Source organism: Streptomonospora salina (assembly GCF_014204715.1).
GTDB classification, from domain to species: domain Bacteria; phylum Actinomycetota; class Actinomycetes; order Streptosporangiales; family Streptosporangiaceae; genus Streptomonospora; species Streptomonospora salina.
This window is the reverse complement of sequence record NZ_JACHLY010000001.1, coordinates 2,292,720-2,313,671: the sequence shown is the minus strand read 5'-3', so window position 1 is coordinate 2,313,671 and position 20,952 is coordinate 2,292,720. Positions and strand designations below refer to the sequence as shown.

At 69.8% G+C, this 20,952-nt stretch carries 19 protein-coding genes and 3 pseudogenes; 13 read left to right on the top strand and 9 right to left on the bottom strand.

Annotation, left to right across the window (positions count from 1 at the left end; all coding sequences use genetic code 11):
• Nucleotide 1 precedes the first annotated feature (1 nt).
• The 3 genes from HNR25_RS10495 to HNR25_RS10485 are packed head-to-tail and all read left to right on the top strand — an operon-like array spanning nt 2 to nt 1,264.
• On the top strand, nt 2-514 hold the full coding sequence (locus tag HNR25_RS10495; protein WP_221457492.1) for a tRNA-specific adenosine deaminase: 513 nt from the start codon (nt 2-4) through the stop codon (nt 512-514).
• On the top strand, nt 511-831 hold the full coding sequence (locus HNR25_RS10490; protein ID WP_184634544.1) for a DMT family transporter: 321 nt from the start codon (nt 511-513) through the stop codon (nt 829-831). The genes HNR25_RS10495 and HNR25_RS10490 overlap by 4 nt, the downstream gene beginning before the upstream one ends.
• A gap of 31 nt (nt 832-862) precedes the next feature.
• Nucleotides 863-1,264, top strand: coding sequence for a DMT family transporter (locus HNR25_RS10485; RefSeq protein WP_184634542.1), 402 nt, complete (start codon nt 863-865; stop codon nt 1,262-1,264).
• Between the two features lie 256 nt (nt 1,265-1,520).
• Here the strand turns inward: HNR25_RS10485 and HNR25_RS10480 are convergent, their stop codons facing one another.
• Nucleotides 1,521-2,129 (bottom strand): TetR/AcrR family transcriptional regulator, encoded by a 609-nt coding sequence (locus tag HNR25_RS10480; protein WP_312862465.1) that lies wholly within the window; start codon nt 2,127-2,129, stop codon nt 1,521-1,523.
• Nucleotides 2,130-2,203: 74 nt separating this feature from the next.
• Here HNR25_RS10480 and HNR25_RS10475 point away from each other — a divergent pair, with 74 nt between their 5' ends.
• Nucleotides 2,204-3,025, top strand: a complete 822-nt coding sequence (locus HNR25_RS10475; RefSeq protein ID WP_184634541.1) for an SDR family NAD(P)-dependent oxidoreductase — start codon at nt 2,204-2,206, stop codon at nt 3,023-3,025.
• Nucleotides 3,026-3,251: 226 nt separating this feature from the next.
• On the opposite strand, the gene HNR25_RS10470 is transcribed toward HNR25_RS10475, so the two are convergent.
• Entirely contained in the window at nt 3,252-4,235 is a 984-nt protein-coding gene (locus tag HNR25_RS10470; protein WP_184634539.1) for a LysR family transcriptional regulator, read from the bottom strand.
• A 98-nt stretch (nt 4,236-4,333) separates the two neighbouring features.
• Between HNR25_RS10470 and HNR25_RS10465 the strand changes: the two genes are divergently transcribed.
• The 3 genes and pseudogenes from HNR25_RS10465 (at nt 4,334) to HNR25_RS27050 (ending at nt 7,164) form a co-directional block, all read left to right on the top strand.
• A complete protein-coding gene (locus HNR25_RS10465; protein ID WP_184634537.1) occupies nt 4,334-5,197 on the top strand; it encodes an alpha/beta hydrolase in 864 nt (287 codons plus the stop codon).
• Complete coding sequence (locus HNR25_RS10460) at nt 5,194-6,594, top strand: MFS transporter (RefSeq protein ID WP_221457491.1); 1,401 nt, start codon at nt 5,194-5,196, stop codon at nt 6,592-6,594. Before HNR25_RS10465 ends, HNR25_RS10460 begins: the two co-directional genes overlap by 4 nt.
• A 151-nt stretch (nt 6,595-6,745) precedes the next feature.
• Nucleotides 6,746-7,164: pseudogene (locus tag HNR25_RS27050) on the top strand (amidase family protein).
• On the opposite strand, the gene HNR25_RS10450 reads toward HNR25_RS27050, so the two are convergent.
• Entirely contained in the window at nt 7,136-7,420 is a 285-nt protein-coding gene (locus tag HNR25_RS10450) for a hypothetical protein (RefSeq protein WP_184634535.1), read from the bottom strand. The pseudogene HNR25_RS27050 and the gene HNR25_RS10450 overlap by 29 nt on opposite strands.
• Here HNR25_RS10450 and HNR25_RS10445 point away from each other — a divergent pair.
• From HNR25_RS10445 to HNR25_RS10435, 3 genes are all read left to right on the top strand, one after another.
• Nucleotides 7,419-7,649, top strand: a complete 231-nt coding sequence (locus tag HNR25_RS10445) for a hypothetical protein (RefSeq protein ID WP_184634533.1) — start codon at nt 7,419-7,421, stop codon at nt 7,647-7,649. The two genes, HNR25_RS10450 and HNR25_RS10445, sit on opposite strands and share 2 nt — an antisense overlap.
• A 452-nt stretch (nt 7,650-8,101) precedes the next feature.
• Entirely contained in the window at nt 8,102-9,322 is a 1,221-nt protein-coding gene (locus HNR25_RS10440; protein ID WP_184634531.1) for an MFS transporter, read from the top strand.
• The gene (locus HNR25_RS10435; protein ID WP_184634529.1) at nt 9,309-10,061 is read left to right on the top strand and encodes a MerR family transcriptional regulator; all 753 of its coding nucleotides are present in this window, start codon (nt 9,309-9,311) and stop codon (nt 10,059-10,061) included. Before HNR25_RS10440 ends, HNR25_RS10435 begins: the two co-directional genes overlap by 14 nt.
• A gap of 70 nt (nt 10,062-10,131) precedes the next feature.
• Here the strand turns inward: HNR25_RS10435 and HNR25_RS10430 are convergent.
• Nucleotides 10,132-10,590, bottom strand: a pseudogene (locus HNR25_RS10430) (transposase); the annotation flags it as partial.
• A 302-nt stretch (nt 10,591-10,892) separates the two neighbouring features.
• Here HNR25_RS10430 and HNR25_RS10425 point away from each other — a divergent pair.
• Both HNR25_RS10425 and HNR25_RS10420 read left to right on the top strand, forming a co-directional pair.
• Nucleotides 10,893-12,821 carry a S9 family peptidase gene (locus tag HNR25_RS10425; protein WP_184634527.1) on the top strand — a complete coding sequence of 643 codons (1,929 nt, stop codon included), beginning with the start codon at nt 10,893-10,895 and terminating at the stop codon, nt 12,819-12,821.
• Between the two features lie 570 nt (nt 12,822-13,391).
• Nucleotides 13,392-14,024: a transposase gene (locus tag HNR25_RS10420; RefSeq protein ID WP_184634525.1), complete on the top strand. Its 633-nt coding sequence runs from the start codon at nt 13,392-13,394 to the stop codon at nt 14,022-14,024.
• A gap of 748 nt (nt 14,025-14,772) precedes the next feature.
• Here HNR25_RS10420 and HNR25_RS10415 read toward each other — a convergent pair.
• Nucleotides 14,773-15,687: an aldo/keto reductase gene (locus tag HNR25_RS10415; RefSeq protein WP_184634523.1), complete on the bottom strand. Its 915-nt coding sequence runs from the start codon at nt 15,685-15,687 to the stop codon at nt 14,773-14,775.
• A gap of 184 nt (nt 15,688-15,871) precedes the next feature.
• Here HNR25_RS10415 and HNR25_RS10410 point away from each other — a divergent pair, with 184 nt between their 5' ends.
• Complete coding sequence (locus HNR25_RS10410; RefSeq protein WP_184634521.1) at nt 15,872-16,717, top strand: helix-turn-helix transcriptional regulator; 846 nt, start codon at nt 15,872-15,874, stop codon at nt 16,715-16,717.
• Between the two features lie 456 nt (nt 16,718-17,173).
• On the opposite strand, the pseudogene HNR25_RS10405 reads toward HNR25_RS10410, so the two are convergent.
• From HNR25_RS10405 to HNR25_RS10390, 4 genes and pseudogenes are all read right to left on the bottom strand, one after another.
• Nucleotides 17,174-17,470: pseudogene (locus tag HNR25_RS10405) on the bottom strand (helix-turn-helix domain-containing protein); the annotation flags it as partial.
• Between the two features lie 142 nt (nt 17,471-17,612).
• Complete coding sequence (locus HNR25_RS10400; RefSeq protein WP_246463580.1) at nt 17,613-17,786, bottom strand: hypothetical protein; 174 nt, start codon at nt 17,784-17,786, stop codon at nt 17,613-17,615.
• A gap of 245 nt (nt 17,787-18,031) precedes the next feature.
• Nucleotides 18,032-19,969, bottom strand: coding sequence for a sensor histidine kinase (locus HNR25_RS10395; RefSeq protein WP_184634519.1), 1,938 nt, complete (start codon nt 19,967-19,969; stop codon nt 18,032-18,034).
• Nucleotides 19,956-20,666 (bottom strand): response regulator transcription factor, encoded by a 711-nt coding sequence (locus HNR25_RS10390; RefSeq protein WP_184634517.1) that lies wholly within the window; start codon nt 20,664-20,666, stop codon nt 19,956-19,958. Before HNR25_RS10390 ends, HNR25_RS10395 begins: the two co-directional genes overlap by 14 nt.
• Nucleotides 20,667-20,952 lie beyond the last annotated feature (286 nt).

The following is a 20,952-nucleotide window of genomic DNA, read 5'->3' as shown; positions in this document are numbered from 1 at the left end:
CGTGGGTTTGACCGTATCGGCGTTGCGGGCGCTCATGGAGCGGGCCGTCGACGCATGCATCGCCCATGTCGACGGCGGCGGACTCCCGTTCGTCGGTGTCGTGGCCGACGAAACCGGAGCGATTTCCGCATTCGGTGTCAACAAGGTTTCGGAGACGGGAGATCAAAGCGCTCACGCCGAGATCGTGGCGATGAGGGATGCGACGGTTTCCCACCGCTTGAAGAACCTGGCCGGAACCTCGCTACTGGCTACGGGCGAGCCCTGCGGACTCTGCTACCGCTACGCCATCGAGCGGGGAGTCGACGCCGTCTACATCGCCCTCGGCCGCGACGCGGTCGCGGAACGGGGATTCGACTACCGCGCGAGCTATCCGGCTATGGGGATCTCCGACGACGAACTCGACGGTTTCGTACACCGAATCCCCGTCGAGCGAGGAACGGAGCCCTTCGCGCGGTACCTGTGGTCTGAAACAAACCCGGGAACAAATACGCATCCGTCGAAAGGAACACCATGAGCTGGCTTTACCTGGGCGTCGCCGTCGTCTTCGAGGCCGCCGTCGGCATCGCCGCGAGCAAGGCGCACGGCTTCACGAAACCGTGGTGGACGATCGGGACCCTTGTCAGCGGCGCGATCGCCACATTCTTCCTCAGCCTCGCACTGCTGACCTTCGACGTGGGCGTCGGTTACGCGATCTGGACCAGCGTCGCCGGCGTCGGAATCGTCATCGTAGGAGCACTCTTCCTGAACCAGCAGCTGAACTGGAAGAAGGGCCTCGGTATCGCGATCGTCATCGGCGGGGTCGTCGGACTCCAGCTCAGCGGAGCCGCATAACCCGCATCTTCCATCTGAAAGGACCAATGCGATGACCACTACCACTGCCACTACCACTCAGAACACGTATGCGAGGAAGAAGACGACCGCCTGGCTGATTCTGCTGCTGGCCGGGGCGTTCGAGGTCGGCTATGCGCTCAGCGTGGCCGGCAGCTCCGGGTTCACCACCCTGGCATGGTCCGTCTCCGCCGTCGTCTTCTTCCTGCTGACCCTGTTCTGCCTCAGCGTGGCCCTCAAGGCGATCGACGTCGGCATCGGCTACGCCGTGTGGGCCGGCATCGGAGCGGTCGGTGCCGCGCTCTTGGGGCCGGTCTTCTTCGATGAGGTCCTGACCCCGATCCGTGCCTTCTGGCTGGCAGTCATCATCGGCGGCGTCGTCTGGCTCAAGCTCGCTGACAGTCCCAAGTTGCAGCGCACCTCGACGGAAGCGTGATCCACCGGATCGACGCCACCGGCGATACTCCGTTTTCCAGGCGAGATCCCGGCGTTCCCGGCCGGGCAGGTCACCTGCCCGGCCGCGGTGCCGATCGCGACGTCGTCCGACGTGAACCCGCCCGGCACCTCCCGGCACCGCCGTGCGCAGCGGCGCCGGCTGGGTCGGGTCGCCGTCGTTGTCCTGGTCTCGTGCCGCCGGGTGCTCGTGCACGCGCGGTGGTCCGTCGTGCGTCGGGTCTGCATGCACGGCGGTGTCATGACCTGACGGCGGTGACGGCCTCGTCCCAGAGGTCCTCGAGGGGCACGGTGCCGTTGCGGTGTACCCATGTTTCGGTGGCGACGTCGAGGCACGTCAGGGCGGTGGCGATAATCGCTGTGGCGTGGTGGGTGGCGCGGGTTTCGTCGATGTCCGTCGCGGCGCGCAAGCGTCGGGTGAGTTCGGGGACGAGCGTCTCCTGCCAGGCGAGGTGCTTTTCCAGGTGGCGTGCGCGCAGGGATGGCGCCTGGAACAGCATCCGGGCGATGCGTAGCTCTGCCTCGGTGTCGGCCCGGGCCTCGTCGCGTAGTGCCAGAAGGGCGGAACGGATGGCGGTCCAGGGTTCTTCCTCGGGAGGGCGTTCGGCCAGTGCGGTATGGACGCGGTGTCCCCGGTCGATCAAATCGCCCAGGACGATGTCCTCCTTGGTGGCGAAGTAGCGGAAGAACGAACGTCGGGAGATCCCGGCGGTCTCGGCGATCTGATCGACGGTGGTCTCCTCGAAGCCGTGCTTGAGGAAGAGGGCCATGCCGGTCTCGGCGATCTCTCGGTGTATCGCACGCCGTGTGCGTTCTCGCAGACCGGGCTTAGCTTCTCCGCTGCTCACGAAGCTCACCTTATACGACAAGACACTTAGCGTCGATTGTGGCACTCGGTGTCATCTTGGCATAGAGTGTTGTCATGGCTATCGATCATTCCTCCCAGGCCACGCTCATCACCGGCGCCAGCTCCGGGATCGGGGCCGACTTGGCCCGCAGGCTCGCCGAACGCGGCACCGCCCTGGTCCTCGCCGCACGCCGCGCCGAACGACTGGATGCTCTGGCCGCCGAACTGCGCACGGCGCACGGTGTCCGGGTCGAAACCGTGTCCGCCGACCTCGGCCGCTCCGGGGCGGGCCGGGACCTGGCCGCCGAGGTGGACCGCCGAGGCATCTGCGTGACCAGCCTGATCAACAACGCGGGGATCGGTTCGGACGGAGCCTTCGCCGATCAGGACCCGGACGAACTCGAAGCGCTGCTCGCCCTCAACGTCACCGCCCTCGTAGACATCACCCGAGCCTTCATCGACCGACTGAGCCGCGCAGAGGGCGGATACCTGGTCAACATCGCGAGCGCAGCGGCCTATCAACCGATCCCGGGCATGGCCGTCTACGCGGCGAGCAAGGCGTTCGTGCTGAACTTCACCGAGGCGCTGTGGTGGGAAACGCGCGGGAGCGGACTGCGGACCATGGCGTTCTCGCCGGGGCTCACCCGATCGGAGTTCTTCGACGAGATCGGCACCGAGGGGTACGGGAGCGGGTTTCAGACCCCCGACGAGGTCGCACGGGCGGTGGTGCGCGCCCTCGACCGGGACAGGTCCGTGCCGAGCACGGTGTCACGAGCGAGTACCGCCGTCGCCGCAGGGCTGGTACGGCTCTTCAGTCGCAGAGCCACTGTTCGGGTCGCAGCGCGCGGGGCGGGGTCGGCCGATCTGATGAGCAAGCGGCGTGCTGTCGGAACATGAGCGGGCATGCGCTTCAGCCGCCTACCGCGTCTGATGCCTTGGGAGGGACGAATCCAAGGCCCGAATCCGCAGGCGAACCCCGGACTCGCGCACGATGCGCACGGTCGGTTGTGCCCCCGCAGCGTAGACGATGTGCCCCTCCTCGATGCCGAGGGCGGTGCAGTAGGCCAGCCCCGCGGCCCGGCCGCCGGCCTCGCCTGCTGACAGCGCGTCGGCGCCGCTGCGCTCAGGGATCCTTCCCGGGTTCGGCTTCACGCAGGGGCGGTTCGCGGTCGGACGGAGCGCTGCGGTCCAGCCGCCGGTCGAGGGCGTCGCCGACGTCCGGGCAGCCGGCCCGGATCGTGTCCAAGAACGCCTCCAGCACGCGGGAGCGGTCGTCGGCGCGGAACGACAGGGTCAGGTCGGGCAGCCGGGTGCGCGGCGACACGTCGCACACCCAGACGTCCGGCCGCGCGTTCAGCCGCATGCGCGAGGGGCCCAGGCCCACGCCGACTCCGCACGCCGCCAGGCCGGCGATGGTGTGGACATCCCTGGCGACCGTTGCGGCTTCCAGCGTCCAGGAATCGGGGCCGAGCAGCCGGCGCAGCCCGATGGCGATGGCCGGCTCGTCCGCGCCCGGCGCGACGATGAGCTGCTGATTCCGCAATTGCTCCGGCGCGACCGTCCGCTGCCCCGCATAGGCGTGGGTGCGCGCCACCACGGCCACCAGGTGGTCGCGGCCGATGGTGACCGAAACCAGCGACTCCGCACCCGTTCCGCGCGGCGGCCCCAGCCCGACGGCCACGTCCAATTCGCCCGCGACCAGTGCGGCGGTGCTCCGGCTCGTCGCCATCTCGTGCAGCACCAGGCGCACGTCCGGTCGCTGCGTCCCGAACCGGCTCAGCACGGTGGGCAGCGGGTCCAGCAGCGCGGAGGCGACGAACCCCAGGCTCAGCCGCCCCGTCTCGCCGCGGTCCGCACGCGCGGCGTCGATCGCGGCGGCCGACGCCTCGGCCAGCGACCGGCGCGCCCTGGCGAGGAACGCATCGCCCGCGGCCGTGGGGACGACGCCCTGCGCGGTGCGGTCGAACAGCCGGGCGCCGACCTCGTGTTCCAGCGCCGCGATCTGCTTGGACAGCGGCGGCTGCGCGATCCCGACGGCCGCTGCGGCGCGGCGGAAACTCCGGTGGTCGGCGAGCGCCACCGCGTAGCGCAGGTGCCGCGCCTCCATGGCGACTCCCCTCCCCTAGTGATACCTCTAGGATATCGTCCGAAGTACAGGTAGATATACACGTACATAGCCGAGGCCATCGCCAGTGGAATAGGGGCATGACTTCCACAGCCGCACCGATGGATACGCTGTTCGTTCTCGTCCACGGCGCCTGGCACGGCGCCGCCCACTGGGGACCCGCACAGCGCTCGCTCGCCGCACTCGGCGCGCCCAGCGTCGCCCTCGACCTGCCCGGCCACGGGTTCGCCGCCCCACTGCCCAGTGGCTACTTCGCCGCGAATCAACCCGGAATGCGCACGGAGAGATCGCAGACGGCCGGGGTGTCGATGGACGAGTGCGCCGACACGGTGCTGGAGACGCTGCGGTCGGTGCGCGGGCGCGCTCGCACCGTCGTCCTGGTCGCCCACAGCGCCGGGGGCGGACCCGCGTCCCTCGCCGTGGAACACGCCCCCGAACTGGTCGACCGCATCGTCTACCTGTCCGCGTTCGTCCCGGCCGGGCGCCCTCGCTTCTACGAGTACCTGTCCGCGCCCGAAAACGCCGGCGCGCTCGGCGGCGGTCTGCCGGTCGCCGACCCCGACGAGGTCGGCGCCGTGCGGATCAACCCCGTCTCCACCGACCCCGACTACGTCGCGGAGCTGCGCCGGACCCATTACCACGACATGCCCGCCGACCGCGTCGACCGGTGGCGGACGACCCTGAGCCCCGACCTGCCCATGGCCATCCCGTCGAGCCCGGTCACCCTGACCGCCCAGGGCTGGGGACGTATCCCGCGCACGTTCCTGCGCTGCGCCGGCGACCGGTCGCTGCCCACCGGAACCCAGGACCTGATGATCGCCGAGGCCGACGCCGCGTTCCCCGCCAACCCGTTCGCGGTCCGGACGCTTCCCGGAAGCCACAGCCCGTTCGCCGCGCGCCCCGGCGAGTTGGCCGCGGCCCTCACCGCCGACCGGTCCTCGTGAACGCCGCACGCCCGCCGGCACTCCTGCCCGCCGGTTCCGCCGATTCGAAGCTCGTGCTGCCCGTAGTGCTCGGTGCCACCTTCGTGCAGCTGCTCAGCGTGACGATCGCGCAGGTGGCCGCCCCGGCGATCCAGCGCGGTCTGGACGCCGGGCCGGGCGAGGTGCAACTCGTGCTCGCCGGCTACACCCTCACCTACGCCTGCCTGCTGATCACCGCCGCGCGGCTCGGCGACCGCTACGGCTACCGCCGCCTGTTCGCCATCGGCACGGCCGTCTTCGCGCTCGCCTCCGCAGCGTGCGCGTTCGCACCTACACCGGCCGCGCTGATCGCGGCTCGCCTCGTGCAGGGCGCGGGCAGCGGGCTCGTCGCCCCCCAGGTCCTCTCCATCATCCAGACGGCCGTGCCCACCGGTCGGCGCGCCCACGCGCTGGGGCTGTACGGGGCGACGATGGGGGTCGCCTCACTCGCCGGCCCACTGCTGGGCGGACTGCTGCTCGGCGCGGACCTGCTGGGGCTGGGCTGGCGGACGGTCTTTCTGGCGACCGTTCCGGTGGCGCTGGCAGCGCTGGCGGGGGCACGGGCGCTGCCGCGGTCGCGTCCGGACCGTCGGCTGCGGATCGACGCGGTCGGCGCGATACTCGCCACGACCGGGTTCGGGATGCTGATCCTCCCGCTCGCTCTCGGTCCGAACGCGGGATGGCCGCCGTGGACCCTGGTCAGCCTCGGCAGCAGCGCGTTCGTGCTGGCGTGCTTCGCCGCGGCGCAGCGCCGCGGCGAAGCCCCGCTGATCCATCCCGCCGCCCTGCGCTCGCGGACCGCGCGAACGGGCATCCTGCTGGTCTTCGTCTTCAACGCCGGGGTGCCGTCGTTCACCTTCCTGCTGTTCCTGCATCTCCAGCAGGCCGCGGGCTACTCCGCTCTGGCGGCCGCCGCACTGTCGACGCCCTTCGCCGCCGCGGCCGTCGTCGGCAGCAGGTGCGCACCGGTCCTGGCCCGTCGCCACGGCCCGCGGCTGCTGACGGCGTCGGCGCTGGTCCTGGCGGCGGTCATGGCCGGCCTCGCCCCTCTGCTCGGCACCGCGCCGACCCTCGGGGCGGCGCCGCTGCTGGCTGCGGGCGGCGCGGCATTCGGAGTCTTCACCGCCTCGGTGTTCTCCCTGGTGCTGGCGCGCACGAGCGCGGAGACAACCGGGTCGCTCTCCGGGCTGCTGCCCACCGCACAGCAGCTCGGCGGGTCCATCGGCATCACGCTGGCATCCCTCGCCTACCTCGCGCCCGCCGCGGACTCCGGCGGCGCATTCTGGCACGCGATGCTGTACCAGGCCGGGGTCTTCACACTCACGGCCGTGATCAGCCTGCGGTTGGGCCGCGGAAGCTCCGCCCCGACCGGCGCCTGAAGACCGGCGCCCCGCCTCTCGTCGGCTCCGCGGCCGGGCCGGGTTCCCGGGGCCCGGTCACGGAGCAGGTGCGGCGGCAAGCCGGTCCAGGGGCCGGGGCACCGTCCCAGCGGTGGTAACGCCGTCTTCGCATCGCTCACTACCGACGAGCATGATGGAGTTCGCTTGCGGCATGATCGACGACTCCACGCCGTTCCCCGTTCCGCGCAACCCCTGGCACACCGGTACCTGGCCAGGCGGATCCAGTTCGGGTACCGGCAGCGGGGTGGCCGCCGGGTTCTTCCACGCCGGACTGGGCACGACACCGCGGGCAGTATCCGCATCCCCGCCGCGTTCTGCGGCGTGACCGGACTGATACCCACCTTCGGTCGTGTGCCCACGTCGGGGTGCGTACCGCTGGGCTACAGCCTCGACCACATCGGGCCGCTGGTACGCAGATCCTCTGGAATACCGAGCCTCGCCCGTTCGTTCAGCGCAAGTCCGCCGAAGAGATCCTCGACTCCCTCGCCCGATATCTACAACGGATTGCAGACGCAGAACACTAGTCCTCGTCCTCGAACTCGAAGCTGAAGTAGACGGTCAGGGTGTAGGGCAGTTCCTCACCGGATATCTCGTCAATCGCCCCGCCGCCCAGTTCGGCCTTGTCCCATGCCACGTCGAGCAGGTGCACGTTCAACCCGTCCGCCCACACCTGTGCTTTGCGGAAGACTTCGGCGTTGGTGCGCCCGGAGAACATCTTTCGGGCGATCGGATGGACCTGGGATTCGGAGCCGGAGTCGTCGAAGTCCGCCGGGACCTCGATGCAGAGATCAGGATCAATCGCCATGGCGGTCATTCTGGCAGTATTCGGCGCTGCCGGCCACCCGCGTCGCCTCGTCGATCGCCGCTTCGGCGCTGGTGGCGGTCAGGTGCGTGCGATCTATGACGGCACGGTCCAGCTCGCCGCGATCCGGCTGCGCTCCACGGCACAAGAGGTCCGTTTCGCGAAAGATGCGTCGTTTTCGCGCGATTGCACACGGAACAGCCGCGTGCCTTGGCCGACGAGGACGGGGTAGACCAGCAGGAAGGGAGCCGTGCCCAGAGCGTCGACCAACGTCGCATGCCGCCGCAGCCACCCGCGGACTCTGGCAAACACGCTCGCAGTCCAGGTGTGATGTCCCGGCAGAAGGAGCGTTTTCCCTACGGGGCGTTCGTCGCCGATCCCTCCACGGCGGACCGGTCGATCACCAGCTTCTTCCCCGCGAACGAACCTGGCCACGACGTCGATACGGCGTACCTGGCTGCCGAGCGGGGCCTGGACCTCGGCGCGGTCGAGGTGCGGAGCTGGCGGGCTGGATCGCGGCGGAAGGCGACGCGCCCCGCGGGGCGCGTCGCCTTCCGCGCCGGGCATCAGGAGTGCGGCTGCGGACCGGCCCTGCGCGGGAGCGGCCCGGGGAGGGGGTGCCGGGTCACAAGCCGTTCTCTTCGAACTTGACCCCGACGTGACGTCAGAGTCTTCTCTGACCACATGCCACTCGTCGCACTTGCCTACTACGCCTCTCACTTGCTGAGCCTGCTCGGCAACGGCATCGCCTCGGTGGCGCTGCCGCTGATCGTCTTGCAGACCACGGGCAGCCCGCTGGGCATGTCCGCCCTGGCGACCGCGGCCGCGGTCCCCTCCGTCGTAGTCGGCCTCCTCAGCGGGGTGATCATCGACCGAATCAACAGGCTTACGGCATCGGTGGTCTCGGATGTCATCTCCGCCGCGGCGATCGCGGCGCTGCCGCTCGCAGACATGCTGTGGGGCCTCGACCTGGTGTGGTTCATTCTGTTGGGCATCCTGGGTGCGTTCGGGGACGTGCCCGGCTTGACGGCCCGTGAGGTCCTCGCTCCGATGGTGGCCCGGCACACCGGTCTCGATCTGCGGCGCGTGGTGGGCGTGCGCCAGACCCTGACATCCGTCGCCTTGGTGGTCGGACCTGCTGCCGCCGGTGTGCTGCTGGCCGCCGTCGACTCCATGGCCGTGCTGTGGATCACGGCGGCGACATCCGCGCTCGCAGCGGTGCTGACCCGGATGCTGCCGCGCCGCCTCGGGGAGGTCGACGCCTCCCGCGCCGCGCGCCGGCCCCTGATGCGGGAGCTTGTGGATGGCCTGCTGGTCGTGGGCAGGAGTCGATTCCTGCTGGGCTCGACCTTCTTGGTCCTCGGTCTGGCCGTCGCGCTCGGCGGACTGCAAGGGCTGGTGATGCCGGTGTACTTCGACCTCATCTCCCGCCCCGAACTGCTGGGCCTGGTCCTCGCCGTCTTAGCGGCCGGAATGCTGGTCGGAGCGACGATCTACAGTGCCGTCGGAGCCCGGTTGTCGTCGCGGACATGGCTGTCGGCGGGGTTCATCGTCACCTCCGCGGGATTCGCTCTGATGGCCTCCCTCCTCTCCCCGGCTGTAGTGTTCGCCGGGGCGGCAGCCCTGGGACTCGGCAATTCCGTGGTCAGAGCGGTCACCGGTGTCCTGCAAGTCCAGCACGTCTCTGGCGCTCTCCTCGGACGGGTGCTCAGCGTGAAGACAGCCCTGCTGACGGTTGCCGCGCCGGCGGGGATCGGGCTGGCAGGTGTGCTCGCAGAGCTCGGCTCGCCACTGCTGGCCGCGGTCAGCGTCACTGGGGTGTGGATCCTGGTGCTACTGGCCGTGATCGGTTCGCGTGCCCTGCGCGATCTGGACCCGAAGGAGATGTCCGATGCTCAGCAGTGAACTCGCCGCCCTGGCCGGCGTCACCGTGCGCACGCTGCGCCACTACCACCAGATCGGACTGCTGCCCGAGCCGCCGCGAACATCCGGGGACTACCGGCAGTACGACGTCGGCCACCTCGTGCGTGTCCTGCGAATCACGCGACTGACGGCGCTGGGGGTCCCATTGTCCGCCCTCCCCGACGTGCTGGACGATCCCACGGTAGCCGAGGAGCTGCTCGACCAGCTCGATCGCCAGGCCGCCGCCGAGATCGAACGGCTCACCGCCCGCCGCGCCAGCATCGACGTGCTGCGCAGCACCGGGGCCCCGCCCGACCTGCCGCCGGAGCTCTCCGCATGGCAGGCGGGCCCCGGTCTGGGCGTGCCCGAGGACATGGTCGGGTACGAACGCGAGCAGCTCGTCCTGATCGCTCATCTGCTCGGGGAGAAGGGCACGGCAGGTCTGGCCGCCCTGCTCGATGTCCCGGAGGACGCCAGGGCGGCCTCCGCCGCGCTGACCGCGCGCTTCTACGCCCTCGACGCCGACACGCCGGAGCATGACGTCGAGGCACTGATCGATGAATGGGTCGAGCAGATCCGACCGCTCGTGACGAGCACGGGGGGCATGTCGTCCCTCGACCCCCTCGCCCCCGCGCTGCTGGACCAGCTGGGCGCCCGCAGCCTCCGCCCGGTGCAGCACCGTGTCGTGCGCGCCCTCCAGCAGCGCCTCGCACGGGAACGGTCCGACTCGCACGACGCTTGAGTCCGACCCGGCGTCAGGGTGTCGACTGGGGTATCCGCACCCACTGACCAGGGGGATCTCAATGATCGTGTCAAGTCGCTACTGGCTTGGCCGGTGCTGTGCACTCGAAGGACCGGCCGTCGCGCAGCAACGCCCACAGCACGTCCACCAGCCTGCGTGCCAGCGCCAGCAGCGTCTGAGTGCGCCGCATCCGCTCGCCGCGTTTGCGCTGATAGAACGTTCTCGAGGGGCCGTCGGCTGCCATCGAGGACAACGCGGCCATGTGGAACACCCGGCGCAGTCGGCGGTTGTAGCGCTTAGGGCGCCGAAGGTTGCCGCTTACCCGGCCCGAATCCTTGGCCGCCGGGGCCAACCCGGCACAAGAGGCGAGTTTTCCCGCGTGGGCGAAGGTAGCCGAGCCGCCGCCGGTGACGACGACGAACTCTGCGCCCAGGACGGACCCCATCCCGGGCAGGGACTCGATGATCTGCGCCTGGGGGTTGGACCGGAACACGCTGGTGATGGTCTTGTCCAGCTCTTCGCGTTCACGGCGGTGTCGACCGCCGCGGCGTGGTGACCGGTCTTGCGGGCGTCGATGCCGACCCACACGACCTGGCCGGTGTTCATGGGCTCTGCTCGCTCCTCGCTGTCGGCGGTCCCCGTGGACAGCCCCGCCCATCAGGTCCCTCAACAGCGACGATTCGCAGATCTCAATCAGAGGCCGGGGAGTCCGGACAGCGGGGCGGCCATTCCTCCCGAGCCACTACGAGGCAACCAGTCATCAACCACCCCCCGCTGTCCTGGGCATCCAGAACATCGTGCCCTGAACATCCACAACCTTAGGGACCCGTCATGACCGCCGTTCCCGCCCTGATCCCTGTCGAGGATCTCTACGCCCCGCCCGCCCGCAGCCGCGCCCTGATCTCCCCGGACGGGACCAGGATCGCCTACCTCGCCCCCTGGCACGGCCGGCTCAACGTGTTCCTCCGTGACGTCGACTCTGACTGGTCCGCCCCCGACCTCGAGGAGGGCTCGGGAACCCCCGCCGCCCGACGGATCACCTCCGAGACACGGCGCAACATCGACCAGTTCTTCTGGAGCGTCGACGGCCGCCACCTCCTGTTCCAGCAGGACACCGACGGCGATGAGAACTGGCATCTCCATCGCGTCGACCCGGCGCGGCCCGAGCAGCCCGCGGTCGACCTGACCCCGTACGAGGGCGTGCGCCTGCTGGGCGCGCAGCTATCGCCGGACCGGGCCGGGACGGCGTTCGTGCAGCTCAACAAGCGCCGTGCCGACCTGATCGACTTCTTCGAGCTCGACCTCATGAGCGGGGAGCTCACGCCGGTCGCCGAGAGCTCCGGCGACGTGATCTCCTGGCTGCGCGTCCCGGGGCGGGTGCTGGCCTTCACCATCGAGGAGGGCGGCGAGCACGTGCTGTCCGAGCGGACCGGCGGAGAGCCGCGAACGATCGCCCGCTTCCCCCAATCCGACATCCTCCTCGGCGTCCTCCCCGCGGTCCCCACCGCGGACGGCATGGGGCTGTGGATCGGGTCCGCGCGCGGCTCGGACCTCACCCGGGTGGCGCACCTCGACCTGGAGACCGGGGAGGAGACGGAGGTCGACAGCCACCCCGTGTTCGATCTGGACACTCCTCGGCCAGAGGCGGACCCACGATTCGCCTCGTCGCTCATCATCCATCCGGCCACCGGCGACCTGCTCGGCGTCCGGTACCTCGGCGACCGTCAGGACATCCACGCACTGGAGCCGCACTTCGCCGAGATCCTGCCCCACCTGACCGAGCTCTCGGACGGCGACCTCTCCCACGTCTCCACCGATACGACGGGACAGCGCTGGGTCGTGGAGTTCACGCACGACCGTGACCCGGGCGTCACCTGGTTCTACGACCACGCCTCCAGAAAGGCGCGTCGCCTGTTTCGCCCGTTCCCGCATCTCGACCCCGAGCAGCTGGCCCCGGTCACCCCCGTGGCTCTCACCGCCCGTGACGGTCTGCCCCTTCCCAGTCACCTCACCCTCCCGGTCGGCCTCGAGCCGCGGAACCTGCCGACGGTGCTGGTCGTGCACGGCGGTCCCTGGTACCGCGACAGCTGGAGCTATGACCCGGAGGTGCAGCTGCTCGCCAACCGGGGGTACGCGGTGCTTCAGGTCAACTTCCGCGGCTCCACCGGCTACGGGAAAGCCCACGTCGAGGCGGGGATCGGCGAGTTCGCCGGGCGCATGCACGACGATCTGATCGACGCCCTCGACTGGGCGATCGACCGCGGCCTGACCGACCCGAACCGGGTCGCGATCTACGGCAGTTCCTACGGCGGCTATGCCGCGCTCGTCGGAGCCGCCTTCACCCCCGACCGGTTCGCCGCGGCGATCAGCTACACAGGCATGTCCGACCTCGTCGACCTCGTCGAAGGGGTGGTCCCTTTCGCCCGCCGTGCCGTCGAGAACAGCTACCTGCGCCACATCGGCGACCCCGAGATCCCCGAGCAGAGGGCGGACATGCTCGCCCGCTCCCCGATAAGCCGGGTCGAGGACATCACCGCCCCGGTGCTGCTGATCCATGGCGCCAACGACGTCCGCGTGCACCGGCGCAACTCCGATCGCGTCGCCGCGGCCCTGCGCGACCGCGGCTGTGAGGTCGAGTACCTGCTCAACGAGACGGAGGGGCATTGGTTCATCAACCCCGAGAGCAACATCGAGCTGTACAGGAGGCTCGAGAGCTTCCTGGCGAAGCACCTGGGAGGGCGCTCCTCGGAGGTGTCGTGACATGACGCCCGGACCCTCACCGCGGGCGCGCCGAGCGCCCGCGGTGAGGGTCCGACGACCTCTTTTGCGGTGCGTCCTTCGGCGCGGCGCCGTTCGACGCAGTCGCGGGTGAGGTGAGAGTCCACCGACCGCACAGCGTCGGAGGCGGCCAACCTCCGGTCTCACGTTTCCATGCCGCTGTCACCAACGTCCCGGGACATCACATCTAGGGGGTGCGCGCCAGAGCCGCGGCGGTTCCGTGAGGCAGTCCGGCCAATCGCTCGTGCGTCTTGCAGCTCCTGAGATTCCGGGGCCAGAGCGACGTTCTCGCCGGTGACGTCCACGACCCGGTCGTTCGCAGAGACCCAGGCCACCGTCGCAGTGCCATCCAGGGGCACGGCAGGGCATGTTGCGGGGCATCGAAGGGCAATCTGGATCGGCGCTCCTGTGCGCCCCGATCCGCCCCCCGCGCTTCGGGGGGGCGTCTGCCGTTCCAGCAGGAGTCCAAGAAAAGGGACCGGTGGTTGACCAACCCGGGGTTCATTGTCGGCCTCGGGCATCCTCGTCCACGGTCGGGCCCCGCTCGGCGCTGTGCGGCCTTCCCGCGTCGGCGGGGTCGGGGTCCGCGTCATCGACGCCGCCGTCATCGCCGCCCCCACCGACGGCGCCTGGGAACACACCCCCACCCACGGCACCTACCGGCTGCTGACCAGCCTCCTCGCCCCCGACGAGGCCTCCGCGGCCGATCTGGCCCGGCTCTACCACGAGCGCTGGGAGATCGAGACCGGCTACTGCGAACTGAAATCGAGCCTGCTGGGCGGCAGAGTTCTGCGCGGACGCCACCCCGCAGCCCTTATCCAGGAGACCTGGGCGCTGCTAGTCACTTACCAGGCGCTGCGTACCGCGATGAGCGACGCCCTGCTGCATCGGCCCGACATCGACCCCGACCGCGCCGCATTCACCACCGCGCTGAGGACCGCACGCGACCAGATCGTGCGCGCCGCGGGCATTATCGCCCGCACCCGGACCGACCTCGTCGGCCGGATCGGCTCTGCCATCCTCCATGACCTGCTGCCCGCCCGACGGGGCCGCACTCGAGCCCGGGTGAGGAAACGCGCGATCAGTTCCAAGTACCGCGCCATCGGCCGCGGCATCGATCACCGGACCCACCCCACCACCATCCACATCCGGATCATCCCCTTGCCAAACCCACCAGAGGGCTAACCGAACGACATTGCCGTTAGAGGGCCGCCGTCACCTCACCGTTCTGGATCTGGAAACCTCCGCGCCGGTCGGCCTCGCGCCGCTGTGTACGGTCCCGAATCTGCGCTGTGTGGATCTCACTCGGACCGACGTCGCGGACCTTACGGTACTGGGCGACCTGTCCGGGCTGCGTTACCTGGCGCTGACCTCGCGCCAGTGGGCCGTCCTGCTGGAGGCGGGGGCGGTACCGCGCCGGTTGGCCGCCGCCCGCCTGGTCGACGAGGAGGTTCCCTCGACGAGGCCCTCACCTGGGCGCAGCGCCTCGGTTTGGATACCGCGGACGCCATCCGCATCACCGGCCACATCGGATCCGAGCGGGGGGCCTCAGAACCTCGGTGGCCGGCGCCCGCGGCCGTGATCTGCCGGAGGGGCGCGTCGATGCCCTCCCCCTTGAATACCTCCTCACCGCGCACCTCGAGGCGCCGATTGCGTTCCTCACGACGTCGGACGCCGCACGGGCTGTCGTGCGCTCGTCGGCGAGGCGCAGCACGATGCTGCCGTCGGCGAACTGCTGCGCCGGAGCGCGGCGATCGTCATCGCACGCACCCTGCCCGGCGACGCGCTGCCGATGTCGAAGGCCACTGCGCTGCTGGCCGGGCCCGACTTCTTCTGATCCTCGGCGGGAGGGAGCCGCGTGTGCCGATGCGCGCGAATTGGCGGGCGACTTCATCCGCCTCGCGGCCCCCTCACTCACTCGGAACCGCGCGGATTAGCGGTCGTCGAGGTCGGGCATGTGCCCTTCGGGGTAGCGGGCGCCCCTGGCTGCGCCCTTGGGGACGAGCTCGTCGATGCGGGCCAGGTCCTCAGGATCGAGTGTGACGGTCGTGCTGGCGATCATGGTCTCGATCTGACCTGGCCGCCGTGATCCGACGAGCGGGACGATGTCGGCTCCCTGCCCGGCGACCCACGCGATGGCCACTTGCGCGAGCGTGGCGTGTTTCGCGTCGGCGATCTCCTTCAAGCTCGTGACCAGTCGATCGTTGTGCTCGCGGTTACCGGGCTGGAAGCGAGGCATCATCGGCAAGGCGCCGCCCGCGGCGCCGCTGCCGCCGATAAGGCCCCTGGCCAGAACGCCGTACGCCGTGATGCCGATGCCCAGCTCGCGGCAGACGGGGAGGATCTCGTCTTCTATGTCGCGGCTGAGAAGCGAGTACTCGATCTGCAGGTCGCTGATGGGTGCGACGGCAGCGGCGCGGCGGATGGTTTCGGGGCCGACCTCGCTCAGCCCGATGTGGCGGACATAGCCCTGCTCGACGAGCTCGGCGATCGCGCCGATCGTTTCCTCGATCGGAACGGCGGGGTCGAGCCGGGCAGGGCGGTAGATGTCGACATGGTCGGTGCCCAGGCGCTGGAGCGAGTACATGAGGAAGTTGCGGACGGCGGCGGGCCGGGCGTCCTCGCCGGAGGGCATCCCCGCCGGGGTGAGCATCTCGCCGAACTTGACCGAGAGCACGGCGTCGTCGCGGCTGCGCTCGCGCAGGGCCCGTCCAACGAGGAGCTCGTTGTGGCCGGCGGCGTAGAAGTCGCCGGTGTCGAGCAGGGTGCCTCCGGCATCGAGGTAGGCGTGGATGGTGTGGACGCTCTCGTCGTCGGCGGTCTGCCCGTAGGCTCCGGACATACCCATGCAGCCCAGGCCCGGCGAAGGTACGGCCGGGCCGCTGTGACCGAGGGTGCGGGAAGCGAGTGCAGCGGAAGCTGAATCAGTCATGCCTTCAGCCTGGCCGGTTTCTCACCCTGCGACCAGGACCGGTGTATCCGGGGAGAGGCTCTCCCTGGCTATCCGGTTCTACATGACGGAGAGTGGAGCAATGATCGACCGCCGCGGTCTCGCCGACTTCCTGCGCCACAGGCGCGAGCGTCTACGGCCGTCCGACGTTGGTCTGCACGCCGGTACTCGCCGCCGGACCCCGGGCCTGCGACGCGAGGAGGTCGCGCAGCTGGCCGGCGTCTCCACCGACCACTATGCCCGGCTCGAGCAGGAACGCGGATCGGCCCCGTCGGAGTCCGTGGTGGCGGCGCTGGCGCAGGCGCTGCGCTGTGATCCGGACGAACGCGATCACCTGCTCCATCTCGCAGGGTATTCGGCACCTCCCCGCCGGGCCGGACGGCACCTCCGGCCCGGACTGATCGCCCTCGCAACCCGCCTCGACGACGTGCCCGTCTGCATCTACACCGACCTCGGCGAGATCGTGTGGAGCAACGCCCTCCTCAGCACCCTCTTGGGCTGTGGCGAAACGGCACCCGGACGGGACAGCAACATGATCTGGCGCATGTTCACCGACCCGGCTGCACGTGCCCACGTGCTCGAAGAGGACTGGCCGCGGTTGGCCGCCGCACATGTCGCCGACCTGCGCGCCACCTACTCCAGACGCGGCGGTGACGCCGACGTCACTGCACTGGTGAACGATCTCCTCGAGGCCAGCGCCGAGTTTCGCGAGCTGTGGCAGCGGCACGAGGTCGGCGTCCGCCGCTCGGACCTCAAACGCGCCGTCCACCCCGAGGTGGGAGCTGTCGATCTGCACTGTGAGGTCATGCTCACCCCCGATGCCGATCTCAACCTGCTTGCCTACTTCCCTCTGGAAGGCACCGACGCCGCCGAGAAGCTGGAGCTCTTGCGAGTCATCGGCGCTCAGGGCTTCCAGACGACGCTGTAGAACGCGTGGGGTTTCCTCCTCTCTCTGCTCTCTGCGGACAGCACGCCGGAAAGGAATCTCGACATGTGCGATGCGGCCATCGGATGCTCGATCGACCACCGCTCCTGGTCCCGTAGCCAGATCGCCATGGTGGAGTACAACCGCCATATACACGTGCTGCACGAGATGAAGCGGCTCGGCGCCGCCATCGAGCACGACGGCATCCCGCTCACCCACGACGAGATCAACTTCTTGAACGCCAGCGACGCGCGCGATGCGTGCGTCGCGGCACGCCAAACTCACGGGATCGACGGGATGACACATCTCTACCAGGACCTCCTGCGGGCGTCCGACCGGATGTGGAAGGAGGTGAATGCGAACGACGGACGCGAGGCTCCCGTACAGTTCAGCACCGCCGATTTCACAGTGAGCTGTTTTCATCCTCGGTTTGAGCTGGTCAGGTGGAGGGCGAGGATGGTAGGCTTTCATGGAGGCGGCGCGGGCCGCTTGGGCCAGGTCGGGGGCCAGAGCGGCCAACAGCTGCACGGCCTCGGCGATGTAGCGGTAGGTGGTGCTCAGCCCCACGCCGAAGCCGGAGGCGAGGCGGGCGTAGGTGTCCCCGCAGCGCAGGTGGGCCAGGACGAGCAGGGCCTGGCGGCCCGCGCTCAGGAGCCGCCAGCGGGTGCCCGGCTCCTGGCGGTGCTCATCCAGGCGGGCGGACAGGTAGCGCAGGGTTTGGCTGGACACGTCGACGGCGGCGGGGTAGACAAGCATGCGAAGCCTCTGGTGGTGACGGTTCTTCTTGGTCGAAAACCCATCTACCGGAGGCTCCTTGCTGTCCGCACCCCTGAGGGTCGTCTGGGCGCCGTGACCTGCACCATCACGTTGAAAACAGCTCAGTGCGGTCAGGGCTCGTTCAAGTTCCTGAAATGTCTGGTTCGTAGTTGATCCCGAAGAAGGGCAGGGCTCGTTCGGGCAGGTCCCGGATCGCGCGGGTGGTCTCGGCGACGTCGTCGGCTCCCGCGGTCTTGAGGACGCCGGTGGCGGGGTTGCGGGCGATCGCGGTATGGACGTCGGCGGTGACGGTCATGCCCGCCGAGTAGGACAGCCACCCGGACCGGGCGGGTGAGCCGGTCGAGGAAGGCGTGGGTGCCGCCGGCGGTGTCGGTGCGGGGACGAGGGTCTTCCTGCCGCGGCAGCGGGCCCCGGGCAGCTGCTTGAGAGCCGGGCGATGGCCACGTCGGTGCAGGCCTCGGCGGGATCGTGGACGGCGCCGGGTTTGCGCCGCCGGGCCGGCGCGGTGCGCAGCGCCGCATCCAGGCCGGTTGCCCGCGATCATGAGGAGCTGCCGGGTTCGTCTTCCGGGGAATCCGCCGTGTCAAGCGGCAATCGGATGGTGAATACCGTGCCCTCGCCGAGTGTGCTGGCCACGGTGACGCCACCGTCGTGCAGCTCGACCAGGTCGCGGATGATCGCCAACCCCAATCCGCTTCCGCCGGAGTGCCGGCTGCGCGACTCCTCCGCCCGCCAGAACCGGTCGAAGACGTAGGGCAGATGCTCCGGTGCGATGCCCGTCCCGGTGTCTCCCACCTCGATGACGGCCGCATCGTCCGACTTCCGGGCACGCACCGTGATGCTGCCGGGCGCCGACGTGTAGCACAGCGCATTGCTCACCAGGTTGCCGATCACCTGGAGCATCCGGGCGCGATCGGCGACCAGCGGGATCTCGCCGCCGATGTCGGTGACCAGACTCGGACCGGCCGACTCGGTGCGCAGCCGGTGGCGGGCGACGGCCTGCTCGACGAGGTCCCCGGCGTCCACCGGCTCCAGGAACAGTTGGAGCTTGCCGGCGTCGGCCAGTGCCAGCTCCTGCAGGTCGTCGATGATGCGCTGCAGGAGCCGGGTCTCCTCGACCAGCATCGCCATCCGGTCCGGTCCCAGGTCGGCGATACCGTCCTGGACCGCCTCCAGCCAGCCGCGCAGGTTGCTCAATGGGGTGCGAAGCTCGTGGGAGACGTCGCTGACCATGGCCTTGCGCTGCTGCTCCAGTCGCTCGAGGTGTTCCGACATTTCGTTGAACGCCGCCGACAGCTGTCCGATCTCGCCGGAGTCCCGGACCGCGACTCGGGCCGGGCCCTCTCCGGCGCGCATCCGCCGCACCGCGTCGGTGAGCGCGTGTACCGGCCGGATCAGCCGGACCGCCAGGGTGATACTGACCGCCACGGTCAATAGCAGCACCACCAGCACCGCCCCGAAGACGCGGAGGGCGCCCTCGCTCGACAGCTCCAGACCGCCGGCCTCCTGCGCCTCCGGGGCGGCGATGTACAGCAGCGCGGCCGGCGCGACGTCGGGGGCGAGCTGCTTGCGCCGACTGGAGTCGATGCAGGAGGCCGCCTGCGGGGCGAGCTGCTGTGTATCCGACAACCGGGATGTACGCAGCGACCATGCCGCATACCGATCCGCCCCGCCCGCCGGCGCCTCGGCCTCGACCGGGGCGGCGACGTCGGGGATGGTGCCGCCGACGCCCGTCCCGGTGACGGGGTCGATCCAGTAATCCGCGTCGAGACCGTCGTGGGGCTCCAGGCAGGTGTCGATGAGGCCGTTCAGCTTTTCAAGTGCCGCCTCCTCGCCGGGGGTAGGCGCCAGCAGCCTTCCCAGCCTGCACTCGGCCACCGTCGACGCGTCGATAGTGCCGTCCGGCAGCTCGACCGCCGGGCGGCCACTGGGCCGGACCACCACTTCCGCGTCGTGCCCCGACGCTTCGCTGACACATTCCGCGCCCGATTCCGCTTGCTCCTTCAGCCGGGCCGCATCCTTCTCGTCCAGCGCGAACGGGCCGACGGCGCGAGGGTCGATGCGGTCGGCATCCTCAGCGAACGTGACGTCCACAGCCAGGGGGTCCACGACCGACGCCGTACGCCCCGGCAACGGGGTCCCCTCGGCCGAGTCCGCGATGAGCCGCTGGCTCTCCGTGGTCAACGCGACCCGTCGGCCGGTGTCGGCCGCCAGATCGTCCACCGCGCCCTGCACCCCGTCCCATCGGGGGTGGGTGGCCGCGTACTCGATGAGGGTGTCGTGGATTCGGGTGTCGGTGGCCAGCGTCCGGCCCTGCTGGGCACTGATCGACTCCGACGTGCCCTGCACGGCCAGCCACGCGGTCGCGGTGATCGAGCACACCGCCACGAGGACGGATCCGGCCAGCGTGCGGGCGAACAGGCTGTGGCGCAGGTGGGTGCGCCGGTACGGCCGCTGCGCACCGCTACTGCGCACCATCGACGGTTCCGGCGAGTTTGTAACCGACCCCGTAGACTGTGACCAGCCGTATCGGCGTGCGCGGATCGGGTTCCAGCTTTTTGCGCAGGTTCTTCATATGAACGTCGATCGTGCGCTCGGTGATGAACCGGTCGATGCCGTGGATGTGCTCCAGTAACTGTGTTCGGGTGAAGACCTGCCCCGGGCGGGATGCGAGCGTGGCGAGCATCTGGAACTCCGCGGGCGTGCAGGTCACGGGCGCGCTGCCGAGGAACACGGCGTGCCGGGCCGGATCGACCGTGACGGGGCCGGCGTGTAATACCCGTTCCTGGGCGTCCGTGCCGCTCGGTATGCGGCGGGCTCGGCGCAGCAGAGCGCGGACTCGGGCCATCAGCTCGCGCGGGCTGAACGGCTTGGTGAGGTAGTCGTCCGCGCCGAGGTCCAGACCGGTGAGCATGTCCTCCTCCGTGGAGCGCGCCGTGAGCACCAGCACCGCGACGTCGGAATCGGCGCGCAGCGCCCGGCACACCTCGAGTCCGCTCATCTGCGGCATCATCACGTCCAGCACGATCAGGTCCGGGCGGCCGCGTCGGTGCGCCGCCAGGGCGGCGCGTCCGTCGTGAACGGCGAGTACCTCGTGTCCCTCGTGCTCCAGGTACCGCTGGATCAGTTCCGCCTGGTTCACATCGTCCTCGGCGACCAGGACGTGAGCACACACCTCGCCACCCCCTTATCTGGCGCTCCCGGGGCCGGGAGGGGCAGCGCCGCCCCAACCGGCGAGTCGATGCTATCCGCCGCCGACTCGGGCACAGAGCGCATCCGGTACGGCAATACAGGACGCACACGCCGTGCACACAGGTTCTTCATACCCCTTCGCCACAGTGGATGCGTGTCCGGAGCGAAGTCGCCCACCGGACAGGCTCCCGGCTTTCCCGGACCTCCTACCCGCTCTGTACCGCGGCCGGACCATGCCTGCCGCCGACCCGAAGTGGACGGAGCCGCCA